At 68.4% G+C, this 23,060-nt stretch carries 18 protein-coding genes and 1 tRNA gene; 9 read left to right on the plus strand and 10 right to left on the minus strand.

Going from position 1 to position 23,060, the window contains the following annotated elements; genetic code table 11:
- Positions 1-2 precede the first annotated feature (2 nt).
- Positions 3-1,208, minus strand: a complete 1,206-nt coding sequence (locus ACSZL9_RS15795) for an NAD(P)/FAD-dependent oxidoreductase (RefSeq protein WP_446666474.1) — start codon at positions 1,206-1,208, stop codon at positions 3-5.
- Positions 1,209-1,392: 184 nt separating this feature from the next.
- Between ACSZL9_RS15795 and ACSZL9_RS15800 the strand changes: the two genes are divergently transcribed.
- Complete coding sequence (locus tag ACSZL9_RS15800; RefSeq protein ID WP_446666475.1) at positions 1,393-2,442, plus strand: NAD(P)-dependent alcohol dehydrogenase; 1,050 nt, start codon at positions 1,393-1,395, stop codon at positions 2,440-2,442.
- Between the two features lie 143 nt (positions 2,443-2,585).
- On the opposite strand, the gene ACSZL9_RS15805 is transcribed toward ACSZL9_RS15800, so the two are convergent.
- The 4 genes from ACSZL9_RS15805 to ACSZL9_RS15820 are packed head-to-tail and all read right to left on the minus strand — an operon-like array spanning position 2,586 to position 6,240.
- Positions 2,586-3,626, minus strand: a complete 1,041-nt coding sequence (locus ACSZL9_RS15805; RefSeq protein WP_446666651.1) for an alcohol dehydrogenase catalytic domain-containing protein — start codon at positions 3,624-3,626, stop codon at positions 2,586-2,588.
- A 10-nt stretch (positions 3,627-3,636) separates the two neighbouring features.
- A complete protein-coding gene (locus ACSZL9_RS15810; RefSeq protein ID WP_446666476.1) occupies positions 3,637-4,275 on the minus strand; it encodes a copper resistance CopC family protein in 639 nt (212 codons plus the stop codon).
- Positions 4,272-4,982, minus strand: a complete 711-nt coding sequence (locus ACSZL9_RS15815; RefSeq protein WP_446666477.1) for a YcnI family copper-binding membrane protein — start codon at positions 4,980-4,982, stop codon at positions 4,272-4,274. The genes ACSZL9_RS15810 and ACSZL9_RS15815 overlap by 4 nt, the downstream gene beginning before the upstream one ends.
- Before the next feature lie 43 nt (positions 4,983-5,025).
- Positions 5,026-6,240, minus strand: coding sequence for an acyl-CoA dehydrogenase family protein (locus ACSZL9_RS15820; RefSeq protein ID WP_446666652.1), 1,215 nt, complete (start codon positions 6,238-6,240; stop codon positions 5,026-5,028).
- A gap of 255 nt (positions 6,241-6,495) precedes the next feature.
- On the opposite strand from ACSZL9_RS15820, the gene ACSZL9_RS15825 reads away from it, so the two are divergent.
- The gene (locus ACSZL9_RS15825) at positions 6,496-7,950 is read left to right on the plus strand and encodes an aminopeptidase P family protein (protein ID WP_446666478.1); all 1,455 of its coding nucleotides are present in this window, start codon (positions 6,496-6,498) and stop codon (positions 7,948-7,950) included.
- Here the strand turns inward: ACSZL9_RS15825 and ACSZL9_RS15830 are convergent.
- From ACSZL9_RS15830 to ACSZL9_RS15850, 5 genes are all read right to left on the minus strand, one after another.
- A complete protein-coding gene (locus tag ACSZL9_RS15830) occupies positions 7,944-8,951 on the minus strand; it encodes a hypothetical protein (protein ID WP_446666479.1) in 1,008 nt (335 codons plus the stop codon). The genes ACSZL9_RS15825 and ACSZL9_RS15830 overlap by 7 nt on opposite strands.
- Positions 8,952-9,074: 123 nt before the next feature.
- Positions 9,075-9,677, minus strand: coding sequence for an ATP-binding cassette domain-containing protein (locus ACSZL9_RS15835; RefSeq protein WP_446666480.1), 603 nt, complete (start codon positions 9,675-9,677; stop codon positions 9,075-9,077).
- Positions 9,674-10,531 (minus strand): ABC transporter ATP-binding protein, encoded by an 858-nt coding sequence (locus tag ACSZL9_RS15840; protein WP_446666481.1) that lies wholly within the window; start codon positions 10,529-10,531, stop codon positions 9,674-9,676. Before ACSZL9_RS15840 ends, ACSZL9_RS15835 begins: the two co-directional genes overlap by 4 nt.
- Positions 10,528-10,941: an FtsX-like permease family protein gene (locus ACSZL9_RS15845; RefSeq protein ID WP_446666653.1), complete on the minus strand. Its 414-nt coding sequence runs from the start codon at positions 10,939-10,941 to the stop codon at positions 10,528-10,530. Before ACSZL9_RS15845 ends, ACSZL9_RS15840 begins: the two co-directional genes overlap by 4 nt.
- A gap of 2,673 nt (positions 10,942-13,614) precedes the next feature.
- Positions 13,615-13,697 (minus strand) — tRNA-Leu (locus ACSZL9_RS15850).
- A 312-nt stretch (positions 13,698-14,009) separates the two neighbouring features.
- On the opposite strand from ACSZL9_RS15850, the gene ACSZL9_RS15855 reads away from it, so the two are divergent.
- The 7 genes from ACSZL9_RS15855 to pknB all read left to right on the plus strand — a co-directional run bounded on the left by ACSZL9_RS15855 (position 14,010) and on the right by pknB (position 22,861).
- On the plus strand, positions 14,010-14,972 hold the full coding sequence (locus ACSZL9_RS15855) for an FhaA domain-containing protein (RefSeq protein ID WP_446666482.1): 963 nt from the start codon (positions 14,010-14,012) through the stop codon (positions 14,970-14,972).
- Positions 14,969-15,439, plus strand: a complete 471-nt coding sequence (locus ACSZL9_RS15860; RefSeq protein ID WP_446666483.1) for an FHA domain-containing protein FhaB/FipA — start codon at positions 14,969-14,971, stop codon at positions 15,437-15,439. Before ACSZL9_RS15855 ends, ACSZL9_RS15860 begins: the two co-directional genes overlap by 4 nt.
- Before the next feature lie 7 nt (positions 15,440-15,446).
- On the plus strand, positions 15,447-16,736 hold the full coding sequence (locus ACSZL9_RS15865) for a PP2C family protein-serine/threonine phosphatase (RefSeq protein WP_446666484.1): 1,290 nt from the start codon (positions 15,447-15,449) through the stop codon (positions 16,734-16,736).
- Complete coding sequence (locus tag ACSZL9_RS15870; protein ID WP_446666485.1) at positions 16,737-18,095, plus strand: FtsW/RodA/SpoVE family cell cycle protein; 1,359 nt, start codon at positions 16,737-16,739, stop codon at positions 18,093-18,095.
- Positions 18,092-19,546: a peptidoglycan D,D-transpeptidase FtsI family protein gene (locus ACSZL9_RS15875; RefSeq protein WP_446666486.1), complete on the plus strand. Its 1,455-nt coding sequence runs from the start codon at positions 18,092-18,094 to the stop codon at positions 19,544-19,546. The genes ACSZL9_RS15870 and ACSZL9_RS15875 overlap by 4 nt, the downstream gene beginning before the upstream one ends.
- A 61-nt stretch (positions 19,547-19,607) precedes the next feature.
- Positions 19,608-20,945, plus strand: a complete 1,338-nt coding sequence (locus ACSZL9_RS15880) for a protein kinase domain-containing protein (RefSeq protein ID WP_446666487.1) — start codon at positions 19,608-19,610, stop codon at positions 20,943-20,945.
- The gene (pknB, locus tag ACSZL9_RS15885; RefSeq protein ID WP_446666488.1) at positions 20,942-22,861 is read left to right on the plus strand and encodes a Stk1 family PASTA domain-containing Ser/Thr kinase; all 1,920 of its coding nucleotides are present in this window, start codon (positions 20,942-20,944) and stop codon (positions 22,859-22,861) included. The genes ACSZL9_RS15880 and pknB overlap by 4 nt, the downstream gene beginning before the upstream one ends.
- Positions 22,862-23,060 lie beyond the last annotated feature (199 nt).

Below are 23,060 nucleotides of genomic sequence, written 5' to 3' on the forward strand. Positions count from 1 at the left end.
CGTCAGCTGGTCGGGATGGCACCCTTCAGCTCGTCGCGGCTCAGCTTGCCGTCGCGTGACTTCGCGATGACGTCACGGGCCTTGTCCGTGGAGTCCCAGACGTTCCACAGCAGCACGCCCTGCACCTTGTCGCCGTCGAGGTAGTAGACGACGACACTGCTGCGGTCGTCCTTCCAGTCCTCGACGGTGTCCAGCCTGGAGTCGAGCTGCCCGACGGCCTCGTAGCCGAAGTCGAAGAGGTCGGACCAGAAGATCGGCGTGTAGTCGTAGGTCTCGTCGGCGCCGGCCATGTTGCGACCGGCCTTCTTGCCCATGGCTTCGGCGTTGTCGACGTGCTCGACGCGACGCCGGCCCAGCAGCTTGTCGTCGTAGCTGGCGACATCGCCCGCGGCATAGACGTCGGCCGTCGAGGTGGCCAGGTGGTCGTCGACCACGATGCCGTTGTCGGTCGTGATGCCCGCGGACTCGGCGAGTCCGGTGTTGGGCATGACGCCCACGCCGACGACCACCGCACCGGCCTCGACGGACGTGCCGTCGCTGACCTTGATGGCGACCCGGTCGTCGGCGAGTGCACCGGCGGCCACGGTCTCGCCGGTGAGCAGGCGCACACCGCGGTCGGTGAAGTCCTTGGTGATCAGCTCGGCGACGGACTTGGGGAAGAGCCGCTGCTGCACCAGCTTCTCGTCGAAGACCATGGTGACCTTGGCGCCGTTCAGGGTGAGTGCCGCTGTCACCTCGGCGCCGATGTAGCCGCCGCCGACCACGGTCACCGGCGTGTCCTGGCCGGCCAACTCGCGCAGCCGGCGGTAGTCACCGGCAGTGCGGTAGTAGATGACCCGGTCGGTCTCCGGCAGGTCGAGGGTGCGCGGGCTGGACCCGGTGGCCAGCAGCAGCTTGCCGTAGGTCACGGTCGCGCCGCCGTCGACGGTGACGGTGTGCGCGCCGGAGTCGATCGCCGTCACCGGGGAGCTGGTCTCCAGCTCGACCTGCTTGCCGTCGAGCAGCTGGATCTTGTCCAGGCTGGAGTCCTTGTCCAGCCACAACGTCTTGGACAGGTCGGGACGGTAGACCGGACCGTCGGGTTCGGCGCCGAGCACCAGCACCGAACCACTCTCGTCGAGCTCGCGGATCCCGTCGACCGCAGCCGCCGCCGCGACGCCTCCACCCACGATCACGTAGTCGTAGTTCTTGCCGTCGAGATCTGCCATGACTCTCCTCATATCGCATCGCTGTGTGGGGTACTTCTCTTTTGATGGTATGCCGCAGGTCACAGCGCGACGCAAATGCACGGAGAACCTTCACTTATTCCGCTCGTTGCTTGTGAAAATTCTTACCCGACAACGGATTTCCGGAATTTCGACTGCCCGACCGTCCGGGACTATCGTCGATTACATGCCAACTACGACACCCGCCCTTTCCGTTGCCGCCCCGGGTGAGCGCTTTGCGCCGATCAACCTCGAGCGCCGCGACCTGCGTGACAACGACGTCCGCATCGACATCCAGTGGGCAGGCATCTGCCACAGCGACATACACACCATCCGCGAGGAGTGGGGCAGCGCCAACTTCCCGCTCGTGACCGGCCACGAGATCGCCGGCATCGTCAGCGAGGTCGGCTCCGCCGTCACCCGGCACAAGGTCGGCGACCGCGTCGGTGTCGGCTGCCTGGTCGACTCCTGCGGCGAGTGCGAGCAGTGCAAGAACGGCTTCGAGCAGTTCTGCGAGCGCGGCTCGGTCGGCACCTACAACGCCACGGACTACGACGGCGAGATCACCCAGGGCGGCTACGCCCAGCAGGTTGTCGTGTCCGAGCGGTTCGTCTGCCACATCCCGGACGGCATCGACCTGGACGTCGCCGCGCCGCTGCTGTGCGCGGGCATCACGACATACTCGCCGCTGAAGCGCTGGGGCGCGCGTCCCGGCACGACCGTCGGCATCGTGGGCATGGGTGGCCTGGGGCACATGGGCGTCAAGATCGCCTCTGCGCTCGGCGCCGAGGTCGTCGTGCTGTCCCGGACCACGGCAAAGTCCGCCGACGCCAAGGAGTTCGGCGCGGTCGACCACATCGCGACCTCGGACGAGAACGTCTTCAAGGACAACGCCGGCCGCTTCGACCTGATCCTCAACACCGTCAGCGCGGACCTGCCGATGGAGGACTACCTGCGGCTGCTGAAGCCGACCGGTGCCCTCGTGTCGGTCGGTATGCCGAACAAGCCCTACGAGATCTCGCCGGGCAGCCTGATCGGCCGCAACAAGGTCGTCGCCGGCTCGATGATCGGCGGCCTGCCGGAGACCCAGGAGATGCTCAACTTCTGCGCCGAGCACGGCATCGGCGCGACGGTCGAGCGGATCGACGCCTCCCAGGTCGACGAGGCCTACGACAAGGTCGTCGCCGGTGACGTGCGCTACCGCTACGTGATCGACACCTCGACGATCAAGCCCTGAGCATCACAGGTGGTTGAGGAGCGGCGGAGCGTAGCGGGGGAGCGTCTCGAAACCACACGCGGCCTTTCGAGACGCCCGCTCGTTCCCCTTCGAGACGCCCGCTCGTCCCTCACGGGCTCCTCAGGGCACAGCTCACGGGCTCCTCAAGGACCTTGGTTGGGGTCGATGATCGTGATGCCTTCGGGCGCGGCGGTGTCCATCGCGGGCAGCAGGGACGCCGCCGCCTCGAGGCCGACCACGCGCTCGACGAGCCGCTGCGTGTCTAGCCCGCCGGACCGCACGAGCGCGAGCATCGCCGGGTAGTCCACGGCCGCCATGCCGTGACTGCCGAGCACGTCGAGCTCCCAGCCGATCACGCGGTCCATCGGCACGCGTGGGTGCCCGTCGACGGGTGGCAGCAGCCCGACCTGCACGTGCCGTCCGCGTCGACGCAGGCTGAGGATCGAGTCGGCACAGGTCTTTTCGGTGCCGACGGCATCGACCGCGACATGCGTGCCGCCGGTGAGGTCGTGCACCTGCGCGGGTATGTCGCGCCCGTCCGCCACCAACACATGATCGGCGCCGAAGTCCGTTGCCCTGGCCAGCGCACGCTCGTGCCGGTCGACCGCAATCACCTGTGCGCCAAGGGCTTTCGCGATCATCACGGTCGAGAGACCGACACCACCGGCGCCGACGACGGTCACCCACTCGCCGGTCCGCACCTGCGCACGCCCGACGAGTGCGCGGTATGCCGTCGCGAACCGGCACCCGAGACTTGCTGCGGCTTCGAGGGACACGCCCTCCGGCACCGCGACGAGGTTGGTGTCGGCCGCGTGGACCACTACATACTCGGCGAACGACCCCCAGTGGGTGAAGCCGGGCTGCTGCTGGTCGGGGCAGACCTGGGCGTTGCCCGACATACACCACTCGCAGCGACCGCAGCCCTCCACGAACGGCGTCGTGACACGGTCACCGACCCGCCAATTGCCCACGCCTGCACCGATGTCGGCGATCACGCCGGCGAACTCGTGACCCGGCACGTGCGGCACGGCGATGTCGTCGTGACCGGCCCAGGCGTGCCAGTCGCTGCGGCACAATCCGGTCGCGCGCACCTGCACCACCACGCCGCCGTCGGGCGCTGTCGGCGTCGGCACCTCCCGCACACACAGCGGACCGGCGATCTCGTCCAGGACCAGGGCACGCATCACCGGTCGATCATTCCTCGTCGTCGTCGCCTTCGTCGACCTCGTCTTCGGATGTGTCCGCCTGTCGAGCCCGGCCGCGGGTCAGCAGGATCGCTGCGACGCCGCCCACGCCGAGCACCGCGATGATCACGACCGCGACGATGGCACCCGTCGGTGCGCCTCCGTCGGACTTCTGTGGCGCTGCGGATGCGGGCGCGCTCGTCTTGTCGGTGCACGGCTTCGGGGCGGCGATGCCCTCGGCTGCCTTCGCGCCCGGCTTCGGGTGGTAGGTGAACGACAGCGAGTCGGAGACGGGGTGCCCGTCGGCCGACACGATCCGCCAGGTGACGGTGTATTTGCCGGCGCCGCCGAGCGCGACAGGGGTGGCCACCGTGGCGTCGGTGACCTTGCCGCATCCGGTCTCGTAATAGCGGCCGGCAGGACCCTTGACGCTCACCTGTGGCGGTGCAGGGCTGGTGAGCACGATGTCGTTGAACTTCAACGTCACGTGCTGCGGTGCGGTGCTGACCGTGCTGCCCAGCTTCGGGGTGCTGCCGACGAGGTAGTCGTGCGCCTGCGCCGCCGGTATGACGCCGAAGACCGCCAGCAGCACCGCCACCGTCGCGATCAGGGTGCGGCGCAACGTCAGCCGAAATCGTATGGCGCTCAACGCGATCGCCTGGTTGCGGCATACAGGGCGAGGAGCAGGGCGACCACGGCGACGGCGAGACCGCCGACGCCGAACCAGACTCCGGCGTCGGAGGAGTCGTCGGCCGGTTGCGGCGCGGGGGAGACCGAGGGCGCGTTGCTCGGAGCGGGGGAGGCGGATGCCGCGCCGATCGTCAGCACGGGCGCGGGGTGCTCCGGCTCGGCCTTGCCGGGCTTGGTCGGGTCGTCCCACTTCACGACCGACCCGTCGGAGTAGGTCTGGATCGCGTCGAAGCTCACCGACGGGACGTCGGGGACAACTCCGAGCGACACCGGAAACTGTTGGAACTCACCGGGTTTGATCGCCGCGCTCTTGCTCGCGGTCCACACGATCTTGGTCGACGCCTCGGTGATCGTGCCGCTCTCGGACTTCACCGGCTTGTCGAGCTTCGAGGTGGTGATCTTCGCCGTCCACCCAGCAACCGGCTGGTAGGAGACCGAGGTGAAGGGGTGGTCCGTCGGCAGGTCGACCTCGACCTTGACCGTGGATGCATTGGCCTTCTCGGTCGGCACCTTGAAGACCAGCGTGGTGTAGGAACCGGCCTCGGCCGTGTCCGGGTTGACCGTGACGTGGGCCGACGCCGCGACGGGAACTGCCAGGAGCAGACCGGAGACGGCGAGCGCCGCGGCGGAGCGACGGACGGTGGCAGCGCGCAGTGATATGGTCACCCGATCACTCTACAACTTGTAGAAATCAATGCCGCGGGCGACGTCACCGGAAGGCGGACTCGCCCGTCAGCGCCTGCCCGATGATCAGCTGGTGCACCTCGCTGGTGCCCTCGTAGGTGAGCACCGACTCGAGGTTGTTGGCGTGCCGCATGACCGGGAACTCCAGGGTGATCCCGGCTGCGCCGAGGATGGTGCGGCACTCGCGGGCGATCGCGATCGCCTCGCGCACGTTGTTCAGCTTGCCGAGCGAAATCTGTTGTGGCTGCACAGTTCCGGCGTCCTTGAGCTTGCCGAGCTGCAGCGCGAGCAGCATTCCCTTGCCGAGCTCCAGGCTCATGTCGGCGAGCTTCGCCTGGGTGAGTTGGTATGCCGACAACGACCTGTCGTAGAGCTGCCGGTCCGCGGCATACGCAATGGTCGCCTCCAGGCAGTCACGCGCAGCACCGAGCGCGCCGAAGACGATCCCGAAGCGGGCCTCGTCGAGGCAGGTGAGCGGTCCGCGCAGGCCGCGAGCCTCCGGCAGCATCGCCGAGGCGGGCAGCCGGACCTCGTCCAGGACCAGCTCACTGGTGACCGAAGCCCGCAGCGACAGCTTGTGCTGCACCTTCGGCGCGGAGAAGCCGGGTGTGTCCGTCGGGACGACGAATCCCCTGATGTCCCGGGCGCTTTCGCCGGTCTGCGCCCACACGACGGCCACGTCGGAGATCGAGCCGTTGGTGATCCACAGCTTGTTGCCGGTCAGGATCCAGTCCGCGTCGCTCCCTGAGCCCCCGCCGTTCCCTGAGCCTGTCGAGGGGTCGCGACGTGCTCGGGTGCGCATTCCGGCCGGGTTGGAGCCGAAGTCGGGCTCGGTCAGCCCGAAGCAGCCGATCGCCTCACCGCGCGCCATACGAGGCAGCCACTCGTCCTTCTGCTCGTCGCTGCCCCAGTGGTGGATCGCGAACATCGCCAGCGACCCCTGCACCGAGACCAGCGACCGGATGCCGGAGTCGGCGGCCTCCAGCTCCATGCAGGCCAGGCCGTATGCCGTCGCCGACGTCCCGGCGCAGCCGTAGCCCTCCAGGTGCATGCCCAGGACGCCCAGCTCACCCAGCTGCAGGGCGAGCTCGCGCGCCGGGAGGTCACCGGCCTCGAACCAGTCGGCCAGGTGCGGTTTGATCTTGTCGGTCGCGAACGACCTCACCGCGTCACGCAATTCGCGGTCGTCGTCACCGATCAGCTGGTCGGTGGAGAAGAGTTCCAGCGGTGTCTGCGGCATCATGCTTCCTTCGTGCGGTCGTGGGCGGCTTCGTCATACGTGACCAACCCCCAGTGTGCCGGTCGGTGTCCATGTCGCTGTGCACCACGGGCTTCGCCAGCCTGATCGCCAACGGTCCCTTGGCACTCAAGGCGTGGTATCTCAGCAGGACCCGCGACGTGCTGCAGTAGCCGGGGGTCGGCCGGACCTCTCGGAGCCTTCGTGATGCGATGGACGACAGGACCGACCCACAGTTGAAGCACGGGAGCAGCACCAATGGCCGACAAGACCTCTCCGAACCTGCGCATGGGCGGCCTCCCGCCGCTGCGCGACGCCGACGGATTCCAGGACTTCATCCGCACCGGTTGGGCGCGGCCCGCTCGGCAGGCGCCGGTCGTGGCCGGGGCCGCCGATGCCGCCGCAGGACACCGGCGGCGGCTGGCGGAGGCGCTGCCCGGCCGCACGATCGTGGTCGGCGCGGGGGCTGCTCCGGTGCGCAACGACGACAACGACTACGAATTCCGCGCGCACTCGGACTTCCTCTGGCTCGTCGGTGCGCCGGTCGAGCGAGGCGTCGTCGTGATCCGCACCGGCTCCGCTGACGCGTCCGCGACCCTCTACATCACGCCCCCGGAGACACCGGGCGACGCCGGGTTCTACGCCGACTCGGCATACGGCGAGTTGTGGACCGGGCCCTCGCCGAGCTTGTCGGACTGGGCGGCGGCGCTGCAGCTCGAGGTCCAGACCATCGACAAGCTCGCGGGCTCATTGTCCGCTGAATCCGACGTGCTGGTAGCCGGATTCGTCGATCAGGACATCCTCGGCCCGGTGCGTCGCGGCGAGGTCGCCGCCCTGCACCAGACCCTCTCGCGACTGCGAATGATCAAGGACGCGTGGGAGATCGAGCAGCTGCGGCTCGCGGTCGACACCACCATCGACGGCTTCCGGACGGTGGCCGGACAGATCCCCGTCGCGGCTCGTCGCGGCGGCGAGCGCTGGCTGCAGGGGACGTTCAACCGGCACGCACGCACCTTCGGCAACGACGTCGGCTATCGCACGATCGTCGCGACCGGGGAGAACGCCGCGGTCCTGCACTGGACGCGCTGCGACGCCGCACTCGGTGAGCGCGACGCCCTGCTGCTCGACATGGGCGTCGAAGCCAAGAGCTTCTACACCGCGGACGTGACCCGCACGATCCCGGTCTCGGGCACCTTCACCCCCGAGCAGCGCATGGTGCACGACCTGGTGGAGAAGTCCCACCGGGCCGGCCTGGACGCCGTCCGACCGGGCCGCACCTTCGTCGACTTCCACCACCGCTGCATGGAGGTCATCGCGCAAGGTCTGCACGACTGGGGTCTGCTGCCCGTGTCGGTGGACGAGGCACTGTCACCCGGCGGTCAGCAGCACCGGCGCTACATCGTGTGCGGTGTGGGCCACCACCTAGGGCTGGATGTGCACGACTGCTCCAAGTCGACCTTCGAGGACTACCAACTCGGCGCCGTCGCACCCGGTATGGCGCTCACCGTCGAGCCGGGGATCTACTTCCACGGCACGGACGAGACCGTGCCGCCGGAGCTGCGCGGCATCGGCATACGCATCGAGGACGACCTGCTGGTCACCGACACGGGGATCGAGATCCTGTCGGATGCACTGCCGCTGACCGCGACCGGCCTCGAGGAGTGGACCCGGGCGCAGCAGACAGCGGGAGCCGACGGGGTCGCGGGTCAGTAACTGCCGATGATCGCCTTGGCCACCGCGACCAGGGCGGCCTTGTCGACCTGCTTGCCGTCACGCTTCGCCGACCCCTCGATGTAGACCAGCCGCTGCTTCGTCGCCACCCGAATCGTCGGCCGCTCGGCGCTCGTCGGAGGCGTGTAGACCGCGTCTGCACCGACACCGAACACCCGCTCGGAGGTGGGCCGCCGCTTCAGGATTGCCTTGACCACGATCGGCCAGTCGGCCGGCCCGCTGTCGGCATACGTCCGCACGTATGCCGTCTCCGTCGACCAGCCGCAGGTGAGGTCGCCACCCGTGCCGCTGTCCCGCCGCACCATCGCCGCCCGGCCCAACGCATCCGCAGCGGCGGCGTCGGCTCGACCGCAGGCCGGGACCGTGATCGCAAGGCGCGCCGCGTACGCCTGCCGCACGAACGGGATGGCGAGCTTGAGCTCGGCGGTGACCTGCTGCCGGGTCTGCCCGGGCGGGCCGAAGACGGTCAGCACCTTTGCGCCGATCAGCACTTCATACCGCGTCCCGGTGGCGCTTCGGGTGATGAGCAGGTCGTGGCCCTGCAGCTCGGCCGCCTCGGCACCTCCCCGCACCTTGGCCGACCATTGAGAGACGCCCCAGTTTGCGACCGACACCCCGAATCCGATGTCGTAGCTAGACTTTTCGGCGCCGCGTTGCAACGCAACGGTGCACACGTCGAAGGTCGGGACGCCGACGACGCTCACCATACGTTTGTGGACCAGTCGGGGTGTGACGTCGTCGCCGGCGGCCTTCGCCACCTTCGCCGGGTCGAGCTTGCTGCACACGCTGACGTCCCAGCGCTGCGACTGCGTGACCGGCGGGGGACTGCCTCGGGGCACGGTCGCACTCGTGGACGAACTGATCGACGAACCGGTCGACGAACTGGTGGACGGCGCGTGTGCGGAGGTCGAGCCGGGCCAGTCGCAGGCGGCCAGGCCCAGGGCAGTGACCGCTGCGGCAGTCACCGCAAGCACTCGTCGCACGGTGGTCTCCTGTCGTCGGCGGCTCGGCATACCGGCTGGTGCTGACAGTAGACGCTCGACGGGCGGCGTCCGGCTGCATCGGCGCGCCGCGGCTGCAGGCGCCGGGGCTCGTCAGCCGCGGGACTACACGGCGACAAATCTGCCGAGATCGAGTGCAACGTCGGCGGTTTCGGTCAGTTGTGCGTCGTTGGTGGTGATGAGGACCGATGCGCCGCCGTCGGCGAGCCGCCGGAGCTCGGCGAGCACGAGGGCACGGTTCTCGGCGTCGAGTGCGGACGTCGGTTCGTCGGCCAGGATGACTGCCGGCTCGTCGACGATCGCCCGTGCGACCGCGACCCGTTGGCGTTGCCCGCCGGAGATCTCGCCGATCAGGTGATCGCCGATGGCGTCGACCCCCAGCCGGCGGAGTGCCTGCGCCGTGCGTTCACGCGCGTCGGCATACGCCGTGTCGTGCGCGGTCAACGGCAGCACGATGTTCTCGGTGACCGTCAGCGACTCACACAGGTCGTAGCTCTGGGTGATGACACCGCACCGCCCATCCCCGAGCTCGACCGTGCCGGAGCTGAGCGGCAACTCGCCGCGGCATACGTCGATCAGTGCGGTCTTCCCGCTGCCCGCGTGACCGGTGACGATGCCGACCGCACCGTCCGGGATGGCCAGGTCCAGATCGGCGAAAATCGTTATGTCGTCACGGGTTCGGGCGGTGGCCTCGTGCAGCCGGATCATGCTTCGCCTCCGTCGACGCGGCGGACGACAAACGTGTCGGCATCCTCGCCCGGCCGCAACGTGACCGGGGTCCCGGCCGGGAACTGACTGAAGATGTCGTCGGTGAGCGGGATGCTGCCGTCCTCGCGGACGTGCACCTGGGTGCTGCCGCCGCGGGCGTCCATCCGGATCCGCCCGTCGCGGATGGTGATCACCCGGGCATCCAGGGCTGTGGCCACATCCAGGTCATGGGTGACGGCGATGACCGTGGTGCCCAGGTCCTTGTTGGCGCGCAGGATGGCGTCGGTGACGGCTTGCACCTCCACCCCGGCCAGGCTGCTGGTCGGCTCGTCCGCCAACAACACCGACGGGTTCGTCGCGATCGTCGCCGCGATCGCGGTCAGCTGCCGAGTGGCCGCTGAAATCCGGTGCACCGGTTGGGTTCTCAGCTCCGGCTCGATCCCGACGATGTCGAGCACCGCGTCCGCGTCGATGCTGCCCGCGAGCCGTTTCGGCCAGCCCAACTCGATGTTCTGCCGCACGGTCAGATAAGGAAACAGGTTCTTGCTGACGTCCTGCAACAACACCGCCAGATCGGTCCCGCGCACACCGTCCAGGCGTCCGACGTCATCGCCGCTGAGCTCGTGCCCGGCAATCCGAACTCTCCCGGCGCTGGGCGCGGTCAGGCCCGCGAGCACGCTCAGCAGCGTGGACTTGCCCGCGCCCGACGGCCCGACCAGCGCGACGATCTCACCGGGCTGCACGCTCAGGTTCACCCCGGACAGGGCGGCGACGTCCTGACCTTCCATCCGGTAGATCTGGACCAGGCCTTCGACGCTGACGATCGGCGGTGCCGTGGTATCGGTGACGCTCATACTTCATTTCCCCTTACCTGCTGACTGGCCGAGCGGGCGATGCGCGTGCCGAAGGCGGTCGCGACCACCACCAGGACCACGATCAACGCGATGGCAGCCGACACACCTGCAGTCCATTGGAACCCGGTCTTGGTCAGTGGCTGATCCGGCGGTGTGGACCACCACAACATCGTCCGCCCGGTCAACCAGGCAGCGAACGGTGCCGTCGCCGCCCCAATCACACTGCCCACGAGTGCCAGCAGCACGAACTCACCCACCGTCGCCGCACGCACCACCCGGCGCGGCAGTCCACCGGTGCGCAACGCCCGCAGATCGCGTTCCCGATCCGCCCGGGAAGCCACCGCCACCAGCACCACACTGACCAGCGCCGCCAGCACCGACAACGCCGAAACCACAATGGACAGGTTCATCGCCCACGCCGTGGCCGTGGCGTCGTAGTCGGATCGCGTCTGATCCAGTGTTTGCACATCGGTGCCCGCAAAGCCGGCCTTGCGGACCGCGGCATCCAAGCGCTTGAGCGCCTGCGGGTCCTGCGTGGCCGAAAACACCNCACCACAATGGACAGATTCATCGCCCACGCCGTGGCCGTGGCGTCATACCCCGCACGCACTTGGCGTTCGGTCTCGACATCAGTGGAGGCGAACCCTGCCTTCCGAAGCGCAGTCTCGAGCTTGGCAAGTTCGGCCCGGTCCTGTGTCGAGGCGAACACTTGGAAAGCGACGTTGTCCTGCCGCTCGCCGGCTTGCAGCATCGTTTTCAGGTCCACCACGATGGTGCGGGCGCCGACGCCCGGGATGTATGGCGCGGTCCCGACGACCGTGAAGTCGCCGTCCACGTCCGCCATGGTCGGAGCTGAAACAACCGATCCCACAGCACCTTTCGTCGTCCAGGTGGAGATGATCGCGGCCGGATTCCCTGCGCTCGTCCCCTTCCCCAGATTGGACCAGGGCACGCGATCCCGGAGACCGGTGCGGCTTCCGATCCGCTGCATGTCGGATGGAATCACCCCGAGCACGGCGTCACTCGTCGATGTCACCGCGCTGATCATCACCGCTGGTGTGAACTCCTGGTGCTGTGGGTCAACGGAGGTCACCGCGTCGATCAGGTCGTAGCCGTCCGGGGACCCGGAGCCGGTGTGCACGTGCACAAGTGTCGTCGCGCCAAGGTCAGCCGCGGTCCGGGCAGCCCGGTTATCGGCGCCTCGGGCAAACACGCTGACGCTCAACGTCAGCAGCGCCGAGGTGATGATCAGCGTCGCCACGGCGATGACCACACCCGCCCGTCTGCCCAGCTGTGCGACCGCGAGAGCACCAGCAGGCCGGCGACTCCTCAGCAACCAGCGCACCAATCGTGCGGCAGCAGGTGCGAGGAACGCGCCGATGACGATCGCGACGAGCCCCGCCAGCAGCATCGGCGTCACCTGCACAGGTGCACCGGTCAGGCTCTTTGTGGTGGTCAGCACCAGCCCGGCCAGACACAACGCGCCCAGCACCGCAGCCGGCATCGACAGGCGGGCACGGTGCCGGGGCGGCCGCGCCCGCAGCAACGAGCTGATCGGCTCGCGAGCCATCAACCACCAACACGCAAACCACACGACTCCGGCCACCGCCGTCGTACCGGCGGTCAAGACCAACGGGCTCCAGATCCATTGAGCCGCAACACTTCCCGGTAACCACACGCGACGGACCAACTCGTCCACGCCATACGCCATGACCAAACCGGCCGCTGCACCCAGCGCCACACCCGGGGCGAACTCGGCGGCCCCGAGCCGTAGGACACCAACTGTCCCGTTACCGCGCATCTTCAGCACGGCCGCCTCACCCCGCCGCACCGTGGCCAGGAACGTCGAGACCTGCACCAGCAAGATCAGCAATACGACGCCGAGTTGCACCAGCAGGAACGGAAGGATCACTCGGACCTGGGACAGATCGTTGCGCGTTTGATCGTCGATCTGCGAGAGCGGCTCGTATAGCTGGATCTCGTGCTCAGCGGTCTGATGAACACCGTCGACAGCCGCCGGAAGGGTCCGCGGCGTGAGTTTCTGCGCATGGATGGGGTAAGACACTGAAGTAGAGACCTGGCTCCACCGGTTCCCAGACACACCGTCCGCCGTCTTGTTAGGGACCTGACCGGCGAACGTGGCAGCCGACGTCAACAAGGTTGCGTGCGGGTCGCCGGCAGCCGGCTTCTTCGCGAATCGCGCGGGCTTGGAGCCACCCCAAAAGGTGTTCTTGCCTGACGCAGTGAAGACCCCGACCACCCGCACCGTGTGTTTGATGTCGTAGATCGTCCAGCCGTTCTTCGTGCTTGCCATCCGTAGCCGGATCGGCTCCCGCAAACTGATCTTTTGCACCTCAGCCTGCGTCCGAGTCGAAGCGGACACCATGACCTCGTCACGAGCACGCGGGCAGCGGCCACTGACTACGCGCACGTGCGCGCATGCGTCCTTGGTGTATTGGACCGAGATGAGCCAGTCCGGGCCGGCCCAAGAAGCGAGGGCCGCGATCGACTCCGTCGGTTTGCCGGTAACAGACTTGACCCGCGGGTCCACCCAACGTTCCAACGTTGAAGGCGGCACCAGACCATTGCCCACCGCCCTCAGCTGCACTCGACCGCCAACGACGCCTTCGGCGTCTGCGTGATATTGCACGAGGGCATGCGAGAACGAGCGACTCAGTAACGGCTCAACGGCCACCACCGCAACCAGCAGGCCGACTGTGACCGCAAAGAGGACGGCTTGGCCCCGCCGCGACCCGCGGGCGAACTTCGCCAGCCACCTCACGCCGGACAACCCGTGCCGGACCGAGCCGTATGCCGATGGACCACCCTCACGACGAGATCTCCCCTTCACCGAACGTCCATCGGGCCGCCTTACCCCCGCCCCCGACAGCGCGACGAGCGCGTCTCGTCGCGCGCTTCACGGTAGATCGACATCCGAACGAAAGTGCCGAAACCAATCAACTCACCGGAATGTCACAGCGTGCGACCGCGTGCGAGGAGCCGCCACCACGGTCGGGGCGACATACAAACCCGACCGCGGAAACGACGAAACCCCGAACCAGAGGTTCGGGGTTTCGGGTGGGTGCGCGAGGGGGGATTTGAACCCCCACGCCCTTTCGGACACTGGCACCTGAAGCCAGCGCGTCTGCCGTTCCGCCACTCGCGCGAGTGCGGGGTCAAGTGTGCCCTGTCCGGTGGCTGAACACCAAATCGGCCCCTGCTCGGGGCTCGGCCGCGTCGGAACGCACACCGTGCTCACCGACTGACGGTCCGCTCGTCGAGTGACGGCGCCATACAGCCGTCACTCGGCGAGGAAGCCGTCACTGGCCGATGGAAGGCTCTGGGTGGAGGGCGTCACGAATCGGAAGGATCCGAGCGCGTATGCCGAGACGTCATACGCCACACAGTTACCATGGCGTGCGCGGCTCGAGCCGTCACGAGAAGCGATCCCGCACAACCGGAGCAAGGAGGCGAGGCCGTGGGCATTTTCGACAGACTGGAACGCAGTATCGAACGTGGCGTCAACGGCGTCTTCGCCAAGGCGTTCCGCTCCGAGGTGCAGCCCGTCGAGATCGCCAGTGCCATGCGCCGAGCCATGGACGACCGCGCGGTCAGTGCCGGCAAGGGCAAGCGGCACTCGGTCCCCAACCTCTTCGTCGTCGAGCTGTCCACCACCGACTACGAAGGTCTGGTCACCGAGCACGAGGAAGAGCTCGCTGACGACCTGATCGCCACCGCGTCCGAGCACGCCGAGAGCCAGCGCTACCAGCCGGGCGGTCCGGTGAGCGTGCAGTTCACCGAGGACGAGAGCCTCGAGACCGGCGTCTTCCGGCTGCGTCCGTCGACCGCCCGACAGATCCAGCCCGGCATGCGCCGCATGCCGGAGCGCGCACCCGAGCGCTCCCCGGAACGTATGCCGCCGGCCCGCGACGTCGACGACCCGCGCGCGCCGAGGGGACACGAGCCGGGCGGGCCGCGAGGCTTCGAGACGCCTCCCCCGCTTCGCTCCTCCGGCTCCTCAGCCATCTCGGGGGGCTCCTCCGGCTCCTCGGCCACCTCACAGCGACAGGGCACCGCGCCGCCACAGCCCGCGCCCGCCCGCAACGACTACCGGCCGTCACCAGCGGCACCGCGCAAGCTGCGCACGCGGCCCTGGCTGGACGTCGACGGCGACCGCTACGAACTCTCCGGCGCGATCACCGTGCTCGGCCGCGACGACGACGCCGACGTGGTCCTGGACGACCCGGGGATCTCCCGGCGACACAGCGAGATCCGCATCACCTACGACGGACCCCACCAGGTGATCACCATCCGTGACCTCGGCTCGACCAACGGCACCTTCGTCAACGGCGACCCGATCAGCTCCCTGCACCTGTCCGAAGGCGACCGCATCACCGTCGGCCGCACCCACCTCATCGTCCACGAAGGCGGCACCCGGTGAGCGAACTCACTCTCACCGCGATCCGTCTTGGGTTGCTGGCGCTGCTCTGGGCGTTCATCTTCAGCATCGTCAGCGTGCTGCGCGGCGACCTCTACGGCACCCACGTGGTCTCCAAGTCCGGCGACCGCCGCAGCGCCCCCGCAGCGCCGCAGCGCCCTGCCAAGCCGGTCCGGCGCGGGCCGTCCCGCCTGGCGATCATCGAGGGCCCGATGCGCGGCGGCAGCGTCCCGATGACCGAGAACGGCGTGCTGATCGGCCGCAACCCCGAGTGCACCCTGGTGCTGTCCGACGACTTCGCCAGTGGCCGGCACGCCCGGATCTACACCGACGGCAACTCCTGGATGATCGACGACCTCGGCTCGACCAACGGCACCTACGTCGGCGGCGAGCGCATCGGTCAGGGCATGCCGCTCACCGAGGGTTCCCGCGTGCGCATCGGCCAGACGGTCCTCGAGGTCAGGAAGTAACGCCCCCATGTCGATCTCCCTGCGGTATGCCGCGCGCTCCGACATCGGCCTCGGCAGCAAGAACCGCAACGAGGACTCCGCGTATGCCGGACCCGATCTGCTCGTGCTCGCCGACGGCATGGGCGGGCACGCTGCCGGCGACATGGCCAGCTCGACCGTCGTCGGCGAGTTGCTCAGCCTCGACGGCGAGTCCTACGGCACCGACGAGGCACTGCGCCGGCTGGCGACCGCGGTCCACAACGCCAACTCCCGGCTGCGTGCGGAGATGGACGCCGACCCCGAGATGGAGGGCATGGGCACCACGCTCATCGCCTTCCTGCGCAGCGGAAACATGTTGGCACTGGCCAACATCGGCGACTCGCGCGCCTATCTGGTGCGTGACGGAGTCTTCACCCAGGTCACCAAGGACCACAGCTTCGTGCAGACCCTCCTCGACGAGGGGCGGATCACTCCCGAGGAGGCCGAGCACCACCCGCAGCGATCACTGGTGACCCGGGTGCTGACCGGCCGGGAGGACGACGAGCCGGACCTGTCGCTGCGGGAGGCCAAGCCGGGTGACCGGCTGCTGCTGTGCTGCGACGGCCTGTCCGACTACGTCGCACACTCCACGATCGAGCAGATCGTCACCGCCGAGGGCACACCCGGTGAGATCGCGGACGCGCTGATCGCCATCGCGCTCAAGGCCGCCACCCGCGACAACGTCACGGTGATCGTCGCCGACGTCATGGACGGGGACGAGGACGCGGGCGACCCGACCTCCCCCCAGATCGTCGGCGCAGCCGCCGCGCACGACGTCAGCCACGACGCCGCCGGCGATCACGCGCCCAGCTCGCCCGCCGCCAAGGCCGCGGCGCTCAGCCGCGCAGCCAACTCGCCCGCGCCGGCCGAGGACGACGAGCTGGGCGAGGACGCCGCACCGCTGCTCGCCGAGGAGGGCGGCCCGCGCCGCTTCACCTGGCTCAAGCGCGGGTTGATCGTCGTGCTGGTGCTCGCCGTGCTCGCGGTCGTCGGCATCTTCGGGTATGCCGCCACCCAGCGGCAGTATTACCTCGCGGAGCACAACGGCAAAGTGACCGTCTACCAGGGCATTTCGCAGAATCTTGGCCCGATCCGGCTGCACTCGGTCAACACTGTCAGCGACATCTGGGTCGCCGACCTGCCCAGCTACGACCGCAACAAGGTGGCCTCCAAGAGCATGACCGCCGGCGACCGCGACGCCGCCATCGGCATCGTGGAGAACCTCCGCGCGGACATGGTCGCCTGCCAGGCACAGATCGCCGACGGAAGCAGCTGCTGAGTGCGCGCGAGGATCCAGGCACCGAAGACCCGCCGCAACACCGAGCTGGTGTTGCTGGTGGTCGCTGTCGCGATCGTGCTGGTGGCCTACGCCAACGTCGGGCTGGCCGTCAACGAGTCGTTGCCGGTCGACTTCTACACCCTCGGCGGCGGATTCGCGGTCGTGGCGTTCGCGTTCCACCTGGTGTTGCGCTGGAAGGCGTCATACGCCGACCCGGTGCTGCTGCCGATCGTCACCCTGCTCAACGGCCTCGGCCTGGTGATGATCCACCGCATCGACCTGACACCCGGCGGCCCCAACTCCGCACCCAAGCAGTTGATGTGGACCGTCGTCGCCGTCATCGCGGCCGTCGCGCTGCTCGTGGCGGTGCCCGACCACCGGCGGCTGCGGCGCTACACCTTCATCTTCGGACTGGCCGGTTTCATCCTGCTGCTGACACCGTTGCTGCCGGGAATCGGCCGCAACATCAACGGATCTCGGGTGTGGATCGGTGTCGGCGGATTCTCCTTCCAGCCCAGCGAGGTCGCCAAGATCCTGATCACGATCTTCTTCGCCAGCTACCTGGTGCAGACCCGCGACGCACTGTCCCTGGTCGGCCGCCGGGTGCTCGGGCTGCCGCTGCCGCGCGCCCGCGACATGGGCCCGATCCTGATCGCCTGGATCGCCTCGCTCGGTGTGCTGGTCTTCGAGTCCGACCTCGGCACCTCGCTGCTGTTCTTCGGCCTCTTCGTCGGCATGCTGTATGTCGCCACCGAGCGCCGCTCCTGGATCATCATCGGCCTCGGGCTCTTCCTCGTCGGCGCGTATGTCGCATACCTGCTCTTCGCGCACTTCCAGGAGCGGGTGTCGCTGTGGCTGGACCCCTTCCAGCCGGGAATGTCCGACCAGATCGCCAAGGGCCTGATGGGTATGGCGGCCGGCGGGATGTTCGGCACCGGGCTGGGCCAGGGGCACCCGGAGCTGACCTACTTCGCCAACAGCGACTTCATCATCCCGTCCTTCGGCGAGGAGCTCGGCCTGGTCGGGCTGTGCGCGATCCTCGTGCTCTACGGGCTCATCGTGGAGCGCGGCCTGCGCGCCGGGGTGGCCTCCCGCGACGGCTTCGGCAAGCTGCTGGCCACCGGTCTGGCGTTCTCGATGGCGCTGCAGGTCTTCGTCGTCGTCGGCGGCGTCACCCGGGTCATCCCGCTGACCGGTCTGACGACACCGTTCCTCTCGGCGGGTGGCTCGTCGCTGCTGGCCAACTGGGTGATCGTCGCGCTGCTGCTGCGGATCAGTGACCACGCCCGCCGGCCCACCGCCGAGGGACGGCCCGACAGTCTCAACACCGACGACACCCAAGTGGTGAAGACGAAGTGAATGCACCCATCCGCCGCCTCGGGCTCGTGGTCGCCACGATGTTCTGCGCGCTGCTGGTCGCAACGACGGTGATCCAGTTCGTGCAGGCGCGCAGCCTCGACGACCGCCCCGGCAACCGGCGCACGCTGCTGTCGTCATACAGCAAGGAGCGCGGCTCGATCCTCGTCGGCGGCTCGGCCGCCGCGGTGTCGACCAAGACCGACGACCAATACAAGTGGCTGCGCAAATACCCGCACGGCTCGCTGTATGCCGACGTGACCGGCTACTTCTCCTTCACCTACGGCAGCACCGGCATCGAGCGCAGCTACAACGACTTCCTCAACGGCAGCTCCGACAAGCTCTTCTACCGCCGGCTCACCGACATCATCACCGGCCAGTCGGCGCAGGGCGCCAGCGTGCAGCTGACGATCAACGCCAAGGCGCAGGAGGCGGCCAAGAAGGCGCTCGGCAACCAGAAGGGCGCCGTGGTCGCACTCGACCCCAAGACCGGCGCGATCCTGGCGATGGTGACCAGCCCGTCATACGACCCCAACAAGCTGTCCAGCCACAACCTGGACGACGTGCAGAAGTCCTTCACCCAGCTGTCCAAGGACCCCGACCAGCCGCTGCTGAACCGCGCGATCAACGGCAACCTCTACCCGCCGGGGTCGACCTTCAAGCTGGTCGACGCGGCCGCCGCGCTCGAGTCGGGCAAATATGACACCGACTCGACGCTGCCGGGGCCGGCGAAGCTGCGCCTGCCGGGGACGAACAACTACCTGCCCAACGACTTCCCCGGCAACTGCGGCGCCAACGACGAGGTGAGCCTCAAGCGGGCGCTGACGATCAGCTGCAACACCGCGTTCGCATCGCTCGCGCTCAAGCTCGGCCAGGACGACCTGCGGAGTATGGCGACGAAGTTCGGCTTCGGGAAGTCCCTGTCGATCCCGATGTCGGTCACCCCGAGCGTCTTCCCGAACGACCTCAACAAGCCGCAGCTGGCCCAGTCCGCGATCGGACAGTACGACGTGCGCGCGACGCCGCTGCAGATCGCCATGGTCAGCGCCGCGATCGCCAACGGCGGCAAGGAGATGCAGCCCTATCTCGTGCAGTCGGTGCGGGACAAGAATCTCGACGTCATCCAGAGCACCGACCCCAAGGAGTTCTCCAGCCCGGTCTCGGAGGACACCGCCAAGGACCTGACGAACATGATGGAGTCGGTCGTCAGCGAGGGCACGGGAACCAACGCGGCCATTCCGGGCATCAAGGTTGCAGGCAAGACCGGCACCTCCGAGCACGGGGCGGGACGAAACGCCGACGTGTGGTTCACCGGATTCGCACCCGCGGACAACCCGAAGGTGGCAGTGGCCGTCCTTGTCGAGAACGGCGGCACGGTCGGACAAGAGGCAAGTGGCGGTCTGGTGGCAGCACCGATCGCCAAGCAAGTGATGGAAGCAGTGATTGGGAAGTGACCGAACCACACGAGAAGGTGACGTCCGCGACCCGGCCGCTGGGGCGGACGTGGAGAGAAGTATGAGCCAGCAAGGTGACCTGATGGGCGGCCGCTACCGGCTGACCAACCGCATCGCGGCCGGCGGTATGGGCGAGGTCTGGCAGGCCAAGGACGAGATCCTGGACCGGTCCGTCGCGATCAAGCTCCTCAAGGAAGGGCTGACCGACGAGGAGGGCTTCACCGAGCGCTTCCGCAACGAAGCTCGCCTGTCCGCAGCGCTCGCGCACGGCAACATCGCTCAGGTCTACGACTACGGCGAGGACGGCAACCTGGCCTTCCTGGTCATGGAGTTCGTCCCCGGCAAGCCGCTGTCGAAGATCCTGCACGAGCGCGGGCCCATCTCCGCCGCCGACACCGCGGGCCTCATCGGCCAGGCTGCCGCCGCGCTGCACGCCGCGCACCGCGCCGGGCTGATCCACCGCGACGTCAAGCCGGCCAACATGCTGGTGACGCCGGACGGTGTGGTGAAGCTGACCGACTTCGGCATCGCCCGTGCGGTTGGTTCGGCCGCCATGACCAAGACCGGCGAGGTGATGGGCACCGCCCAATACCTCGCACCCGAGGCCGCGATGGGCCGGGAGACGACGGCCCTGACCGACGTCTACTCCCTCGCCGTGGTGACCTACGAAATGCTCGGCGGCAGAAGGCCGTTCACCGCCGACAGCGCCGTCGCACTTGCGTTGGCGCACGTCAACGAGCAACCTCCGCCGCTGCCGACGGAGATCCCGGCGCCGATGCGCGCTGTCGTGCACGCCGGCCTGGAGAAGGACCCGCAGGCACGACCCGACTCCGCGCAGGAATACGGCCGAGCGCTGCGTCAGGCCGTCGCCGACAGCGAGCAGATGGGCCTGAACATCTGGGCCACCGCACCGGCACCGGGCATGACCGGTATGCCGCCGGGCGGACCGTCCGGGCCGCAGTCCGGCGCGCACCCCGGCCCGCCGTCGGGGCCGCACTCCGGTCCGCAGGCGGGTCACCACTCTGGCGGCCAGCCGGCCACCACCGGTGGCAGCCGCAAGGCCAACCGCAACAACAAGACGTCCTCGCGAGCGCAGCGTAAGACCAAGACCGGGCAACAGGCCGGCGGCCCGACCGGTGCACGGTCCGGTCCGCAGCAGGTGTCCCACGGCGGCCCGGTGTCCGGCGGTCAGCCGGTCGCTGCGGGCGGCCCGACCGGTCGCTCGCGCGGCAAGCTGCTGCTGATCGGCGGCGGCATCCTGGCCGTGCTGGTCATCGCGGTCGTCGTGGTCGTCATACTGGCGACGCAGGGCGGCAGCGAACCCCAGGTGCCTACGGCGCCCGACACCGGTCCTTTCAACAACCCGATCATCACCTACAGCCCGGAGGCCTCGTCGTGACCGACGGCATGCCACGCATTCTCGGCGGCCGCTACGAAGTCGGTGAGCTCATCGGTCGCGGCGGTATGGCGGAGGTGCATCTGGGTCACGACACCCGGCTCGGCCGGACGGTCGCGATCAAGATCCTGCGCGCCGAGCTGGCCCGGGACAGCACGTTCCTGACGCGCTTCCGGCGCGAGGCGCACTCGGCCGCTGGCCTGTCGCACCACTCGATCGTCGCGGTCTACGACTCCGGCGAGGAGACCTTCACCGAGACCGGTGGGGCGCCGATCGACGTGCCCTACATCGTCATGGAGTATGTCGACGGGCAGACCCTGCGCGAGATCCTCAACGACGAGGGCAAGCTGTCCTCCGACGAGGCCGCGCGCATCACCATGGGCATCCTGTCGGCGCTGGAGTATTCGCACGACAAGGGCATCGTCCACCGCGACATCAAGCCGGCCAACGTGATGCTGACCAAGGGCGGCAGCGTCAAGGTGATGGACTTCGGCATCGCGCGGGCGCTGGCCGACAACGGCGCGACGATGACCTCGGCGCAGGCCGTGGTCGGCACTGCGCGCTACCTGTCCCCGGAGCAGGCGCAGGGCGAGACCGTCGACGCCCGATCCGACCTCTACTCCGCCGGCTGCGTGCTCTACGAATTGCTCACCGGCAGAACCCCATTCGTCGGCGAGGCGGTGTCGCTGGTCTATCAGCACATCACCGACCCGCCGAAGCCGCCGTCGACCTACGAGGCGTCGGTGCCCAAGGCGATGAACGCCGTCACGCTGCACTCGCTGGCCAAGGGTCGCGACGAGCGCTACCAGACCGCTGCGGACTTCCGGGCCGACCTGCAGGCCGCCCGGACCGGAGCACCACTGAGCGCCGGCGCGACCGCGGTCAGCAGCTCGGCGGCGGCCGTCGCCCCGTCGGTGATGGACCGCGAGCCGCAGGCTCCGGAGGTGCCGCGACGGCGTGACCACACCCGCGACATACACGACAGCGAGCCGCAACGCCGGATGACCGGGCTGTGGGTGGTGGCCGGCGTCGTCGCACTGCTGGCGATCCTCGGCATCGGCTACCTGGTGATGAACGGCAGTAGCAAGGACCCGGCCACCGAGTCCGTGCCGAACGTGGTCCAGCAGAAGGCGGCCGCCGCCAAGCGGATCCTCGCCGACCACGGCTTCCACAACATCAAGGTCAACACCGTCAAGAGCGACGTCACCAAGGGGTATGTCGCCAGCACCGACCCGTCCAGCGGCACCGACATCGACCCCGACGAGGAGATCCTGCTTAACGTCAGTGACGGTCCGGGGCTGTCCTCGGTGCCCGACGTGTCGGGCAAGACGGTCGCCGAGGCGAAACAGGCGCTGAAGAACGACGGCTTCCAGAAGGTCAAGGTCGCGGACAAGAAGGTCGACGACACCGAGTTCAGTGCCGGACAGGTCGTGTCCGCATACCCGGCGATCGGCTCGATGGCCGACCCGAGCCAGCGGGTGACCCTCAGTGTCAGCAGCGGCAAGGTGCACGTGCCCAGCGACCTGGTGGGCAAGGACAGCGGGGAAGCACAGCTGGCGATCCTGCAGGCGCATCTGAAGCCGGAGCTCAAGAGCGTGCCGGTCTCCGACCCGGACCAGGACGGCAAGGTGCAGGACGTGTCACCGGGCGGCGGCAGCAAGGTCGCCAAGGACTCCAAGGTGACCCTGTCGATCGGCGACTACTCCAGCAAGACGACGGTGACCGTCCGGCCGCCGGACCCGACCTCGACCGACGAGCCCAGCCCGACGTCGACGTCCGAGTCGAGCCCGAGCTCCAGTCCGAGCTCCAGCTCCGAGTCGGAGTCGTCCACCTCCAAGCCGACCAAGACCGGTCCGGAGCCGCCGACGCATCCGCACCCGACGCTCACCTTCCCCCACCGTGGTGGCGGGACCGAGTAGGCAGGCACGCCGGCCGAGCCTGTCCTTTGGAGGTGGCCGAGCCTGTCGAGGTCACAACGTCGTTTCGACAAGCTCAACGACCCTGGATGAGGTGGCCGAGGAGGTCCGAGCGACCGCGAGGGACCGTCTCGAGGTCCCTGGCATATCCCTCACTCCTCGCTGCTTTACAGCTTTACAGCTTTGCGGCTCGGAACGTAGA

The sequence above is a fragment of the Flexivirga sp. B27 genome (assembly GCF_052905685.1).